Origin of the sequence: Pseudomonas sp. 22082 (assembly GCF_052046055.1) — a bacterium.
GTDB classification, from domain to species: Bacteria; Pseudomonadota; Gammaproteobacteria; order Pseudomonadales; family Pseudomonadaceae; genus Aquipseudomonas; species Aquipseudomonas pharyngis.
Map to the genome: position 1 here is coordinate 82164 of NZ_JBQEQB010000018.1, position 14187 is coordinate 96350.

Below are 14187 nucleotides of genomic sequence, written 5' to 3' on the forward strand. Positions count from 1 at the left end.
GTTTTCCGGGAATACACCATGCCTACTCTTCTTGTCACCGGCGCTGCCGGTATCGTCGGAACCGCGTTGCGCCCCTACCTGCGCGAGCGCTTCAGCCTCCGACTGCTGGACCGCCGGCCGGTCAGCGACTTGGCCACCAATGAAACCGAGTTGGTGGGCGACCTGACCGACCCAGCCTTTGTCCGTCAGGCTTGCGAGGGTGTTAACGCGGTGCTGCACCTGGCGTGTGCCCACGGCACCGATATCCAGTTCCAGTCCACGGTCGAGCCGAACTACCACGCAACCCTGTACCTGCTCGAAGCCGCTCAGCGCGCCGGTGCCAGGCGCTTCGTGTTCGCCAGCAGCCACCATGTGCTGGGTCAGTACCACAGCCAAGCCGCCGAACACTTCGATGACCACCCTGTGGCACCTGACAGCTACTATGCGCTGAGCAAGGTATTCGGGGAAGCAGCCTGCGCCACGTTCTCCCAACGCAGCGAGTTGGCCACCTTCGTCGTGCGTATAGGCAACGCCGATGCCAAGGTCAGCGACGCTCGCCGCCTGCGCCTGTGGACCAGTGCCCGCGACCTGGCGCAACTGGTGCTGATCGGCCTGGAACACCCTGAGGTACGCCACGAGATTGTCTATGGAGTGTCCGAATGCCCACAGGCGTTCTTCCACAACCAGCGTGCCCGTGCCTTGGGTTACCGGCCACAGGACAATGCAGCCGAGCACCTAGCTGACAACTTCCTCGCCTATGACGCTATGGCACCGGTTGGTTCGGGCCGTGACCACGTCGGTGGGGCCTATGCCGGTGTTGCCCTGGCCAGCGTCCTGGAGCAAGCATGAAGATCGTCCGGATCGATACTCAGATCGTCGAGATTCCGTTCCATGACGGCGGTCGCGGCGTGGGCGGCACGCCTTCAGCTTGGCGCACACTGGAGAACGTGTTGGTGCGGGTCGAGGACGAGCAAGGCAATGTGGGCTGGGGTGAGGCCTTCGGCTACTTCGTCGCCGATGCCACCAAAGCCCTGATCGATCGGCTGGTAGCCCCCCAGGTGCTGGGTCGGGAGATCACCGATATTCCGGCGCTGAACCTTGAGCTGCAGCAGCGTCTGCACTTGTTTGGCCGCTATGGCGTGACGATGTTCGCTATCTCCGGTATCGACATCGCCCTGTGGGACCTGGCGGCCCGCCGCCAGCGCCTGCCGTTGCACCGGCTACTCGGTCAGGCTCACCGCGAACAGGTACCGGCCTATGCCAGCCTGGTACGCTACGGCGACGACAAGGTGGCGCCGGCCACCTGTGAAAAAGCACTTGAACTGGGCTTCAGCGACATCAAGCTGCACGAGGCCACCTTGCATGACATCGGTGCCTGTCGCCGCGCCGTGGGCGACAGCATTCCATTGTCCACCGACGTCAACTGCTCCTGGACGATCGAGGGTATCCGAGACTGGCTGCCAGCCCTGGCAGACCTGAAGCTGGCCTGGCTGGAAGAGCCAATCTTCCCGCCAGAGGACTTCGCAGCCCTGGCTGGCCTGCGCGGACAAGGCGTGGACATCTCCGCCGGTGAGAACTGGTGTACTGCGGTGCAGTTCGAGCAGGCCCTGGGGGCGGGCGCGGTGGATTCCATCCAGCCCAGCGTGACCAAGGTTGGCGGCATTTCCGAGTGCCTGCGCATTGATCGCCTGGCCGAACAACATGAGGCGGTGATACTGCCGCACTGCCCGTACTTCGGCCCAGGCCTGATCGCCACATTGCACATGGCTGCCGTGCAAAAGCGTGTACCGCAGGTGGAGTACCTGTTCGTAGAGCCGGCCGCGTGGCTGTATCCGGTGGAGCAACTGCGCCAGGGTAAACAGCTGCAGATTCCTGAAGGACCGGGGCTGGGTCTGGACATTGACCTGCAAGTAGCCGAGCGCTACCGCCGCTAACAACCCTTTACATCCCCCACCGCCGTGCGTTGGCACGGTGGCTGGGGCTCTGCATGCCCGAAAAAGGGTATTGGAGGTCACAATGCACACTGTGGTCCTGAGCAACGCTACCTGGTCGCTGAGCGTTTTACCGGATTGGGGTGGGCGTATCGCTCACCTGACCGCCGATGGGCTCGACATCCTGCTGCCAATTACAACCAACCAGTTCGACCCGCTGGACTGGCCACGCGCAGGCGCCTACCCACTGATGCCGTACTCCAACCGCATCCGCAATGCGCGCCTGCAGTTCGCTGGCAATGAGCACCAACTTCCTGCTCACCCGGCCGCCATTCCTCACACCCTGCACGGCGTGACCCATACCCAACCCTGGCAAGTGGTGACGGCCGAAAAGGATCTGCTGGTTATCACCTGTGATTACCAAGGCGAGCACTGGCCATGGGCGTTTCGCGCCGAGCAGCATTTCGTTCTCGAAGGCAACCGCCTGCGCATCGCTTTGGTGCTGACCAACTTGGGTGACACGCCAATGCCCGGCGGCCTTGGGTTACACCCGTACTTCAAGCGCCACCCCGGCATGAGGGCGCACTACCGCGTCGGGCGCGAATGGCAGATCGATGCGCAGTACCTCGCCACTGGCGAGTACCAGGATCACTCCAACGATTGGTCCATCGAAGCGGATAGCCGCGATGCCCTCGCACACTACCAGTCGCGCTGGGATGGCCTGCTGGCACTTGAGTACCCCAACGCTCGGCTTGAGCTTCAAGCCTCGCAGCCATTGACCCATTTCGTCGCATTTGCACCGGCCGACAGCGCCTATCTGTGCCTGGAGCCGGTGTCGCACCTGACTGACGCCTTCAACCAGCCGCGCGACAGCTGGACCGAAACCGGCACCCATGAACTCGCCCCCTCTCAGCGAATGGAGGCGACCCTCGATTTCACCTGGCAACACCGCTGACGCAACACCCGACAGACCTATAAGAAGAGAACAACAACAATGAAATACTCCTCCACTGGAGCGTGCTTCGCTCGCGCTGCAAAACCCTTGTCCCTGCTGATCGGGCTCGGTCCACTCTGTGCTCAGGCGGCGTTTCTGGAAGACAGCAAGGCCAACCTGACCTTCCGCAACTTCTACTACAACCACGACCTGCGCGACTCGACCAAGCCGGCCCAGTCGAAGCTGGAGGAATGGGCCCAAGGCTTCATCCTCAAAGGCGAATCGGGCTACACCGACACGACTATCGGGGTGGGCGTGGATGTCTACGCAGGCCTGGGCCTGAAGCTCGACTCGTCGCCTTCGCGCAGCGGCTCCGGGCTGCTGCCGGGCGCTTACAACCGCGCAGGCGGGCCTCGCAATGCCGACCCACGCTCAGTGGACGATTACTCCGAGGCCACGGCGGCGGTCAAACTCAAGTACTCGAAGTCAGAGTTCAAGATCGGCGGGCTATTCCCAAAGATTCCGCTGGTCAGTTCGGGGGATGGTCGACTGCTGCCTCAGTTCTTCGAGGGCGCCATGCTCGATTTTCGCGAACTCGACAACCTCGACATCGGCCTAGGCCAGATGCGCCGGGTCAACCAGCGCGAGTTTGCAGGCGCTCGCGATATTCAGGTGGGCAACTACTACAGCGTGTTCAGCGATCGCTTCGACTACCTTGGTGGTACCTGGCGCGCGACACCGCAGACGTCCCTGGGCCTGTGGACAGGTCGTCTTGCTGACGTCTATCAGCAGACCCTCTACACCGGTACCCACACGATCAAGGCCGGGGACTGGAACCTGGCGGGGACTCTCAACTACCTCGACACCGGCGAGTCCGGAAGTGAAAAGGCCGGCCAACTCGATAGCCGTATGTCATCGGCCATGCTGAGCGCGAATCTCAAGGCCCAGACATTCCGCATCGGCTACCAGTACAACGCCGGTGACAGTGCCTTGCCGTTCATCCACGACACCGACTTGCCGGGAGTACCCAACGCTGTGCAGGTGTTGCGATTCGACCGCGCTCAGGAGCGCTCCTGGCAAGCCCGTTACGACCTCGACTTCGCCGCCCTTGGCGTGCCCGGTCTGACTGCGTTTGCTCGCTACGTGAAGGGTGACAACTTCAAGGTGGCCGGTGAAGACGCCAGCGAATGGGAACGCAACCTGGACATCTCCTACGTAATCCAGAGCGGGCCGCTGAAAAACGTCGCGTTCCGGTGGCGCAACGTCCAGTTGCAAGGTGACGCCACCGGCCGCCGCGATGAGAACCGCGTGATCATCGCCTACACCCTGCCGCTGTTCTGATCCTTGCTTTACCGGGCACCGGCTCTGCCGGTGCCATTCACCGTAAAGCCCTGCAGGGGCGCTCTACTAAACACAATCGGAGAAAGCACCTGTGCACCAATCACTTGATCCTGCGATGCAGGCCTACATCAACGACAGCAAGCGCTTTACCCCCATAGACAGCACCTTGCAGGCCAGGCGCGCAGCGTTCTTGCAGGCCTGCCGCCATTGCACGCCTCCCGCGCCGAAGGGCTGGCGTATCACTGATATCGAGATTGAGGGCCTGCGCCTGCGCTGCTACCAGCCAGATTCCGAGCCCCCAGAGGGCGGCTGGCCGACACTGCTGTACTTGCATGGCGGTGGCTGGGACTTGGGCGACCTCGACACCCACGACTGGTTCGCCCATGCCCTTGCGGGTCGAATCCACTTAGCCATCGTCGCAGTTGAGTATCGGCTGGCCCCTGAGCACCCCTATCCAGCACCACTACACGATTGCCAGAAAGCCTGGGCGGCGCTGCGCAACGGATCAGTCGACGCGCGCCTTAGCCGTACCCAACTGATGGTTGCCGGTGACAGCGCCGGCGGCACCTTGGCGGCAGGGCTGTGCCGGGCGCTCCACCGCAAGGGTCAGCCTCAGCCCCTCGGCCAGTTACTGGTGTACCCGGTGCTCACCGCTCGCCAACACCTGCCGTCAATGCAGGTGCATGCCGAGGCGCCAATGATGACCGTGGCCGGGCTGAAGCAATCGTTGCATGGCTTCTTGCCCAACGAGGCCGACCGTAACGACCCGTGCGCGATGCCACTGGAAACCGATGATTTTGCTGGGCTGGCACCTGCGCTGGTGCTAACGGCGCGAATAGACCCACTCTGCGACCACGGCATCGCCTATGCCGCTGCGCTTACCGCCCACGGTGTACCGGCCGAGGTGTGGATAGGAGAAGGAATGGTGCATTCCAGCTTACGCGCATTCGGCGTAGCGGAAGTCGAGCGGGCTTGGGACCGCATGGCAGGACAACTGCGCCAGTGGGCGGGCATCTGAAGGCGCTCCACGGACTCAGGTGCTTTCCCGCACGACCAGGCTGAAGCCGACGTCTTCCACCTGCTCACCGCGAGCCAAGGTGCCATCCATGCGTTGCAGCAACAGCTCGGCGGTGCGCAAGCCGATGCGCCCGCCATCAATGTTCACTGTGCTCAACCTCGGATGGGTATGAGCGGCGAACTCCAAATCACCGAAGCCCATCACTGCCAAATCGTGAGGGATGCGCAGGCCCTGAGCAACGGCTTCGGCCATGGCGCCCTGGGCCAGCAAGTCGATACTGCAGATCACCGCGTCCAACGACACCTTCGCCTCAAGCAGACGGGCCATGGCCTGGCGGCCGTGCCCCATGTTCACTGGCGCGGCCTCTACCTCACAGGCGACAATCTCAACCCCGGCCTGCTCGAGCGTGGAGATGCAGGCCTGACGGCGGCGCGCAGCGCGATCGTCGTCGCTCCACAGCAGACCGACCCGGCGGTAACCACGCTCGACGACATGTGAGGCCATAGCCTGGCCAACGGCTTCGTGTGAAAAGCCCACAACCGTGTCGATGGGTGCTGATGTCAGCTCCCACGTCTCCACCACCGGGGTACCCCGTGCGATCAGCTTCGCGCGCGCGGCTTCGCTTCGCAGTCGTCGGGTCAGCACGATTCCGTCGGGGCGACGGGCGAGGATGGTATCGATCAGCTCCGATTCATGGTTCTCGCCCAGATCCGACTGGCTCAGCAGCAGTTGGTAGCGCGCGGCTGCCAGGCGCTTGCCCAGCTCGGTAACGGTGTCGACGAATGCCCGGTTGGCGATGTTCGGCACGACCACGATGACCAATCGGCTGCGCTGGGACACCAGGGCCCCGGCGAGCAAGTTGGGGACGTAGCCGGTCTTGCGAATGGCGTTGCGCACTTTCTTCTGGGTTTTTTCCGACACCAGCTCAGGTCGATTGATCACCCGGGAAACGGTGATCGGCGAAACCTTGGCCATCTTCGCCACATCATTGAGGGTGGCAGTGACCGGTTTCAGACCGGTGGTGACAACGGGTGTTTCCAGCATGTGAAGCCTCAAGCCAGGCGGGTTGACCATGTTCGCCGATTCTACCGGAACGGCACGGTTTTTCCTGCCCCACCCCCACATTCCCAGATCATGGGAATTTAGCTGAAACAGCGATTTGCAACCCGCGCATAATAGGGCCTAGGATAAATGACAGCGCTGTCATTTGATAACGCTGTCATTGGTCGGAACAGCTCTCCAGCAGGGCTGCGAGCTGCCAGAATTCGAAGCAGGTGCCGGTGCAAGGCCCTGCACGACGCCAATAAAAACAATGAGGCAACCGCGATGCACAACCACGACACCTACGCCGCCGGGCCTGCCCCCGGCGCCGTGGCCGCGTCCAGCACGGCCACCCGCTACCGCTACCTGATCCTGGCCCTGATCACCATGGTCCTGGCGCTGAGCAGCGGCGACCGCGCCGCCCTGTCGGTGGCCGGCTCCGACATGGGTAAGGAGCTCGGTATCACCTCGGTAGAAATGGGCTACCTGTTTTCCATCTTCAGCTGGGCCTACGTGATCTTCCTGATCCCGTCCGGCTGGCTGGCCGACCGCTTCGGTTCGAAGAAAACCATGGCCCTGGCCATCTGCATCTGGTCGGTGTTCACGGTGGGCATGGGGCTGGTTCACTACACCGCATTGATCGTCCCGTTGCTGCTGGCTTTGCGCTTCCTGCTGGGGGTGGCCGAGGCGCCTGTAGGCCCAGCTTCCACCCGTGTTATCGCAGCGTGGTTTCCATCGACTGAACGGGGCATGGCAGGCGCCATTTTCAACAGCGCCCAGTACATCTCACTGGCCTTCTTCACCCCGTTCATGGGCTGGCTCTGCTACGCCTTCGGTTGGCAGTACGTGTTCATCGTCATGGGCTTTGCCGGATTCGGTGTCGCGGCAGTCTGGTGGAAGAACTACTACCTGCCGGTCAAGCATCCCAAGATGAATGCCGAGGAGCTCGACTACCTGCACAAAGGCGAAGCCCTGGTCGACCTCGAAGGGCTAGCGGCGCAGCCGAAAGACAAGCGCAGCAGCTCTCTGGCCAACATTGGTGTGCTGTTTAAAAGCCGCATGCTGGTAGGCATGTTCATCAGCCAGTACTGCGTCAGTGCCGTCACCTGGTTCTACGTCACCTGGTTCCCGATCTACCTGGTCAAGGAGCGTGGCTTCGACATCCTGCAGGCCGGCCTGGTGGCGTCGATACCGGCGCTGTGTGGGCTGATCGGCGCGGTGTCGTCGGGCTTCTTCTCCGACTACCTGTTGCGCCGCACCAAATCCCTGAGCATCGCCCGCAAAACCCCAATCATCACCGGCGTGCTGCTGAGCTCGACCATGATGCTGTGCAACTATGTCGACGCCCAGTGGCTGGTGATCGCGGTGATGAGCCTGGCGTTCTTCGGCAAGGGCTTTGGCAACCTCGGTTTCAGCGTCGTGGCCGACACCGCCCCCCGCGAAATGATCGGCATGACCGGCGGCGTGTTCAATGCCCTGGGCAACACCGCTGGCATCGTCACTCCGGTGGTGATCGGCTACCTGCTGCATTCCAGCGGCTCGTTCAACAGCGCACTCATCTATGTCGGCGCCCACGGCCTGCTGGCGGCGTTCTCCTACCTGGTGATCGTCGGCCGCATCCAGCGCCTGCAACTGTCCGACTTGACCGGCAAACCTTCCCACGCTCAGTGATTCAGAGGACGACTCCATGATCGAAAGCAACGTCTACATCGACCCGAAAATCGCCGCCCTGCAACCTGGACCAGCCACCACCGACAGTATTGCCTGGATCAAGCTGTCGTACACCGTGCTGCCCTTGGGCGCGCCGATCAGTGACGCCAAGGTGCTGACCGGGCGGCAGAAGCCGCTGACCGAAATCGCCTTCATTTTTGCCGAGATCCGCACCCGCGAAGGGCACGAAGGCATCGGTTTCGGCTACTCCAAGCGCGCCGGGGGCCCCGGCATGTACGCCCATGCCCAGGAAATCGCCTCTACTTTGCTGGGCGAAGACCCCAACGACATCGCCAAGCTCTACAGCAAGCTGCTGTGGGCCGGCGCCTCAATGGGCCGCAGCGGGCTGACCACCCAAGCCATCGCCCCGTTCGACATCGCCCTGTGGGACCTGAAAGCCAAGCGCGCCGGCCTGCCGCTGGCCAAACTACTTGGCGCCCACCGGGACTCGGTGCAGTGCTACAACACCTCTGGCGGATACCTGTCGACGCCGTTGGAGAAGGTGCTGGAAAACGTGCAGACCTCTCGTGGCAACGGCATCGGTGGGATCAAGATCAAGGTGGGCCAGCCAGACACCAGCATCGACTTCAAGCGTGTGCAAGCGGTGCGTGAACAACTGGGCGAGGGCTTCCCGCTGATGGTCGACGCCAACCAGCAATGGGACCGCGTCACTGCCCATCGCTTCTGCCGCAAGCTCGAAAAGTTCGACCTGACCTGGATCGAAGAGCCGCTGGACAGTGCCGATGTCGAGGGCCATGCCGCTCTAGCTGCGTCGCTGGACACCGCCATCGCCACCGGCGAGATGCTCACTAGCTTCAACGAGCATGCCCAGCTGATCACCGCCAACGCCTGCGACTTCGTCCAGCCCGATGCGCCACGTGTGGGCGGCATCACGCCGTTCCTGCAGATCATGAACCTAGCCAGCTTCAAGGGCCTGAAGCTCGCGCCACATTTCGCCATGGAGATCCACCTGCACCTGGCCGCTGCCTACCCCGAAGAGCCGTGGCTGGAACACTTCGAATGGCTCGAGCCGATGTTCAACGAGCGCCTGGAGCTGCGCGACGGCCGCATGTGGGTGCCAAACCGCCCAGGGCTGGGCTTCTCCCTCAGTGAACAGGCCCTGGCTTGGACCCAGCACAGCATCGAGTTCGGCAAACGCCCCTGAGCAAGCCACTGCGGTGGTGCCTCTGCCGCCACCGCCGTGTATGACATACCCATAGGAAAACACCATGATTCACCGTGAAGTGAGCCCCGTCATTCGCCTCGATGCCGCTGACAACGTCGTTGTCGCGCGCGTTGAAATCCCCGCCGGCACCGCCATCCCCAGTGAGGGCGTGACTACTCAGCAGCCCGTGCCGCTGGGGCACAAGATAGCCGCTCAACTGATCGCCAAGGGCGAGCCGGTACTCAAGTACAACACGGTGATCGGCTATGCCGCGGAGGATTTGCCGCCGGGCACCTGGATGCACAGCCACAACATCGCCTTCGGTGAAACCGACCGCGACTATCGCTACGGCCTGGACTACGTGCCCACCGACATGCTCCCGCCAGAGCAGCGGGCCACGTTCCAAGGCATTGTGCGGGAAGACGGTCGAGTGGCCACCCGTAACTACCTGGGCGTCTTCGTGGTCGGTAACTGCGGCGCCACTGTGGCGCGCAAAATCGCCAACCACTTCGACGAGCGCCGCCTGGCCGGTTTTCCGCACATCGACGGCGTGGTGCCTTATGTGCACGAAATCGGCTGCGGCATGGAAATGACCGGTGAGCCGATGGACCTGCTGCGCCGCACCATCGGCGGCTACATCAAGCACCCCAACACCGTTGGTGCGGTGGTGATCGCTCTGGGCTGCGAGCGCAACAACATCCATGGCTTCTTCGAGCAGGAAGGTCTGGTGGAAGGCGACATGCTGAAAAAACTGGTGATCCAGGACGTCGGCGGGGTGAAGAGCGCTACCGACCACGGCATCGCTCTGATCGAAGGTATGCTGCTCAAGGCCGACGCGGCCAGGCGGCAGCCGGTGTCGGCCGAGCATCTGATGATCGGCATGCAGTGCGGTGGCTCGGATGGTTTCTCCGGTCTTTCGGCAAACCCAGCGTTGGGCGCAGCGGTGAATATTCTGGTGCGCCATGGCGGTACCGCGATCCTTTCGGAAACCTCCGAGATCTTCGGTGTTGAACACACCCTGACGGCACGCGCCGCGACACCTGAAGTGGGTCGCAAGCTGATCGAGCGCATCGAGTGGTGGCTGGAATACAACCGCGGGCGCGACACCCAGATTAACGGCCGGGTCAGCCCCGGCAACAACGCCGGTGGTTTGGCCAACGTACTCGAGAAGTCGCTGGGTGGCGCCAAGAAAGGCGGCAATGCCCCGCTGATGGATGTCTACGAGTACGCGCACCTAGTGAAGACCCACGGCTTGGTGTTCATGGACACACCCGGCTACGACCCAGTCTCGGCCACGGGCCAAATCGCGGGCGGCGCGAACATGATCGCCTTCACCACCGGCCGCGGCTCTTGCTTCGGTTCGGTGCCGGCACCGACTTTCAAGCTGGCCAGCAACTCGCCCATGTATCAGCGCATGAGCGACGACATGGACATCAACTGCGGTCAGATCATCGATGGTGACAAAACCATCTCTGAGATGGGGCAGGAAATCTTCGAACGGCTGCTAGCCCACGCTTCCGGCGAGCCCACCAAGAGCGAGCTTAACGGTCTGGGCGAAGATGAGTTCTGCCCATGGCAGATTGGCGTGCTCGCCTGAGCCCGCCCCTCAATTTCAGCGTCGACTCGCTGCTGCTCTACATGGAATCCCAAACCCACCGACGTCTTGGGCAGCGGGTGCTGTAGCGCAGTCTGCTGAGTAGTTGAAGGCTCCACAAACAAAGAAACGGCCCGCCGAGAGGCTGGCCGAACGGACAAGTCATGCACAAAAACAACAAAATTTTGCCTGCCGTTTCACTGCTGTTTTTCACCCTCCCAGCCCACGCTGAAGGGTTCCTCGAGGACAGCCAAGCCACCGTTAAGGCACAGAATTTCTACCTCAACCGCGATTTTCGGGAGGATTCAGGTATCTCCAAGCGCGAGGAATGGGCACAGGGTTTCATCCTCGATTTTCGCTCCGGCTATACGCCGGGCACTCTCGGCTTCGGTGTAGATGCCCTGGGCATGCTTGGCCTCAAGCTCGACTCCTCACCCGGCCGCAGCGGCACCGGCCTGCTGCCGGTCGGCGACGATGGCCGCGCACCGGACCAGTACAGCAAGTTCGGCCTGACCGCCAAAGCCCGCCTTTCCAAAACCGAGCTGAAGATCGGCACCCAGCTACTCAAATACCCGACCATCGCCTCCAGCACCGGGAGGATTCTGCCGCAAACCTTCCAGGGCGGCGTGCTGACCTGGAAGGAATTGGATGCACTGACCATCACGTACGCACAGATCGACCGCACCACCCGGCGTGACTACTCGCACAGCGAAGCCATGAGCCTGGTCAATAAGAACCGGCGCTTCAGCGGCACGCCCGAGGCCGATGACTTTCGCATGGGTGGGGTGGATTACGTGGTTAACTCCAACATGAGCCTGAGCTACCAGTACGGAGAGCTGGACGACATATACGGTCAGAACTACTTCGGCCTGCTCGGAAGCACGGCAGTGGGGCCAGGTAAACTGGCCTTGGATGCGCGGTACTTCATCAGCGACGACAAGGGTGATGCGCTGGCGGGCCGGGTAGATAACCGTACGCTGAATGTGCTGGTCACCTACAGTCAAACTGGCCACACGATTGGCGTTGCCTACCAAGGGCTCTCCGGCTCAACGGCCATGCCCTACTTGATCGGCACCGACGCCTACCTCACCAACTACATGATGGCCGCCGACTTCATGGAGACGGGTGAGCGGATCTGGCAACTGCGCTATGCCTATGACTTTGCCGCCTTGGGCGTACCCGGCCTGACCTTCTCGACACGATACAACCATGCCGATCACGCCAGTCCGGCTACCTTCGCTGGCGAGGGGCGTGAATGGGAGCGAGACACTGATCTGGGATACACCATCCAGTCAGGCCCTCTGAAGAACGTCAACGTGCTGTGGCGCAACGCCGCGCTGCGCTCGAACTACCAACGCGACATCGACGAGAACAGGATGATCATCAGTTACACGCTGCCTCTGTTCTGATCCCCAAGTCATGTATGAGGAGTAACCGCCGATTATTGGCGGTGTGGCTGGCAACGCAGGTTGCTGGCCTTTTTTTTAGTTCTTCACGGAATCCCGGGGGAAGACAGAAACAAGAATGCCGGTTAGATGGATGATGTTTCCGCGAGCAAATACATCAATATTCGCGCATGACCAAACGTCGGATGCACTTTTGCTGCCAGCGAAGGATTCATCCATGACTCAAAGCAGCAAAAAAGCTCCCTTCCTTTCTCCCCCGAGTGCGTGGCAAAGGGGAACTGGAAGGGAGCGAAGAGGTAGTGGGTTGTTCAGCGAACCCGCGCTGCTGGTCAGTGCCAGAGCCCCAGCAGGATCGTGGCGCCGATGACTGTTGCAGCTCCACCGATACGGGTCGAGATTTGGGCGAACGGCATCAGAGACATACGGTTGCAGGCAGAAAGAATTGCAACATCACCTGTACCGCCCAATCCACTGTGGCAGCTCGTGACGATGGCTGATTCGATGGGATACATTTTCAACATATTACCCACCAGGAAACCAGCCAGCGCCATCGAGACGACGACCGAGACGCAGACCATCACATAGCCAAACGAGAACACACTTGCCACGCTCTCCAATGGCACATAGAGCATTCCAAGGCCAATCATGGTTGGCCAGATGAACACAGTCGAGACCAGTTTGTAGAAGCGCTTGCTGCCTTTTTCCAAGCGATCAGGCAGTATGCGCAGGTATTTGAACAGTACAGCAACTACGATCATCATGACCGGACCGGGGATGTGCACCAGTTTCTCCAGCAGTCCGCCCAGCACAAAGAACGAGCAGATCAGGAGAACACCGGCCCCCATGTAGCGGAAGTCGATTTCTTTGTCCTCTTCCTCTTCCACCTTGAATTTATCGTTCTCTTCCTTGGCGCGAATCAGCATGCCGTCACCATTCAGATGAGGCTTGCGAACAGCCAGTCGTGCAAGCACGCCTGCGCAGATGATCGCAACTATATTACCTACAACGGCGGCGGGGACAAGTTGCGCTACGAATTGTTCAGGGGTCCCACCCAGAATATGAGCATAGGCGAGCGAGAGAGGCAAAATACCTTCACCGATACCACCGCCGATAATGGGTACGATGATGTAAAAGAGTGTGTGATGGACGCTGTACCCGAAACAAACACCCACTACGATACCCGCTAGGATCGCAGCAGCAGTACCTGCAACCAGTGGTACGAACATGCGAATCATCCCTTGAACAAGGACAGTGCGGTTCATGCCCAAGATGCTGCCAACTACTAGGCTCGCAATTACAAAGTAGAGAAAATTCGCATCTTTCATCAGCATCTTCGTGGCATCGATGGAGTTGCTGCCGAAGAAGCCGTGAAACACAAGGATGGATGGGAGCAAAAGGCAGAGAATTGCACCGCCGCCAATATCTCTCAGGATTGGGAGACGCTGGCCGATCTGTCCGAGGAGCATGCCAAGAGTCATGATCACGGCTAACCCGCCGATCATTGTTTTCGGTAACAGTCCAAAATGGGCTGACATGAAGACAATCAGCGTAATCCCGAGAAAATACGGAAAAGGTATGACGCCAATCTCGTATTGCAAGAGCGCGCTGAGTCTGCTTCTTTTGTCAGAGGCAAGGGTAACGGTGGTCATGCGCAGGTCCTCAATTATTTTTGTGTGAGGAGAATTAAAATCCGCCCGGTTCACGGTTTTCCGAGGCTGGGCACATGGTATCCTTTGCCGAACAGTAGAAAAATACGAGTTTTATGAAGGCTATGAACACGATTCATGAAGAAACTCCCCTCCCGGAGGACCTCCGAGTCTTCCTTACGGTCATCCGCAAAGCTAGCTTTGGGGGGGCCGCGGCTGAGCTTCAGCAGTCTCCAGCCTATGTAAGTAAGCGAATCAAGATCTTAGAGGAAACGCTAGGAACGAAACTCATTCATAGGTCAACCCGGCGTATTGCTCTAACAGAGAGTGGCTTGCGGGCGGAGCAATGGGCCACCAGAATCCTCAATGACATTGATGATTTCATGAGCGACCTCAGCCAGGTGCGCAAAGCTCCTAGCGGA

General features: G+C 60.7%; 12 protein-coding genes. 10 read left to right on the forward strand and 2 right to left on the reverse strand.

Going from position 1 to position 14187, the window contains the following annotated elements; all coding sequences use genetic code 11:
- Window positions 1–18: 18 nt before the first annotated feature.
- The 5 genes from ACTJK9_RS20480 (at window position 19) to ACTJK9_RS20500 (ending at window position 5203) form a co-directional block, all read left to right on the forward strand.
- A complete protein-coding gene (locus tag ACTJK9_RS20480; RefSeq protein ID WP_440815800.1) occupies window positions 19–828 on the forward strand; it encodes an NAD-dependent epimerase/dehydratase family protein in 810 nt (269 codons plus the stop codon).
- Entirely contained in the window at window positions 825–1913 is a 1089-nt protein-coding gene (locus tag ACTJK9_RS20485; RefSeq protein ID WP_440815803.1) for a mandelate racemase/muconate lactonizing enzyme family protein, read from the forward strand. Before ACTJK9_RS20480 ends, ACTJK9_RS20485 begins: the two co-directional genes overlap by 4 nt.
- Window positions 1914–1995: 82 nt before the next feature.
- Window positions 1996–2865, forward strand: coding sequence for an aldose 1-epimerase (locus ACTJK9_RS20490; RefSeq protein WP_440815806.1), 870 nt, complete (start codon window positions 1996–1998; stop codon window positions 2863–2865).
- A 39-nt stretch (window positions 2866–2904) separates the two neighbouring features.
- Window positions 2905–4185 carry an OprD family porin gene (locus tag ACTJK9_RS20495; protein ID WP_440815809.1) on the forward strand — a complete coding sequence of 427 codons (1281 nt, stop codon included), beginning with the start codon at window positions 2905–2907 and terminating at the stop codon, window positions 4183–4185.
- A 115-nt stretch (window positions 4186–4300) separates the two neighbouring features.
- A complete protein-coding gene (locus ACTJK9_RS20500; protein ID WP_440815812.1) occupies window positions 4301–5203 on the forward strand; it encodes an alpha/beta hydrolase in 903 nt (300 codons plus the stop codon).
- Between the two features lie 15 nt (window positions 5204–5218).
- Here the strand turns inward: ACTJK9_RS20500 and ACTJK9_RS20505 are convergent, their stop codons facing one another.
- Window positions 5219–6247: a LacI family DNA-binding transcriptional regulator gene (locus ACTJK9_RS20505; protein WP_440815815.1), complete on the reverse strand. Its 1029-nt coding sequence runs from the start codon at window positions 6245–6247 to the stop codon at window positions 5219–5221.
- A 282-nt stretch (window positions 6248–6529) separates the two neighbouring features.
- Here ACTJK9_RS20505 and ACTJK9_RS20510 point away from each other — a divergent pair, with 282 nt between their 5' ends.
- The 4 genes from ACTJK9_RS20510 (at window position 6530) to ACTJK9_RS20525 (ending at window position 12122) form a co-directional block, all read left to right on the forward strand.
- Complete coding sequence (locus ACTJK9_RS20510) at window positions 6530–7915, forward strand: MFS transporter (RefSeq protein WP_440815817.1); 1386 nt, start codon at window positions 6530–6532, stop codon at window positions 7913–7915.
- A gap of 16 nt (window positions 7916–7931) precedes the next feature.
- Window positions 7932–9119: an L-talarate/galactarate dehydratase gene (locus tag ACTJK9_RS20515; RefSeq protein ID WP_440815820.1), complete on the forward strand. Its 1188-nt coding sequence runs from the start codon at window positions 7932–7934 to the stop codon at window positions 9117–9119.
- A 64-nt stretch (window positions 9120–9183) separates the two neighbouring features.
- Window positions 9184–10716 (forward strand): UxaA family hydrolase, encoded by a 1533-nt coding sequence (locus tag ACTJK9_RS20520; RefSeq protein WP_440815823.1) that lies wholly within the window; start codon window positions 9184–9186, stop codon window positions 10714–10716.
- A 161-nt stretch (window positions 10717–10877) separates the two neighbouring features.
- Entirely contained in the window at window positions 10878–12122 is a 1245-nt protein-coding gene (locus ACTJK9_RS20525) for an OprD family porin (RefSeq protein ID WP_440815825.1), read from the forward strand.
- 326 nt (window positions 12123–12448) lie between these two features.
- On the opposite strand, the gene ACTJK9_RS20530 is transcribed toward ACTJK9_RS20525, so the two are convergent.
- Window positions 12449–13768: a 2-hydroxycarboxylate transporter family protein gene (locus ACTJK9_RS20530; protein ID WP_440815827.1), complete on the reverse strand. Its 1320-nt coding sequence runs from the start codon at window positions 13766–13768 to the stop codon at window positions 12449–12451.
- 122 nt (window positions 13769–13890) lie between these two features.
- On the opposite strand from ACTJK9_RS20530, the gene ACTJK9_RS20535 reads away from it, so the two are divergent.
- A partial coding sequence (locus ACTJK9_RS20535; RefSeq protein WP_440815893.1) for a LysR family transcriptional regulator occupies window positions 13891–14187 on the forward strand: 297 nt, incomplete at its 3' end.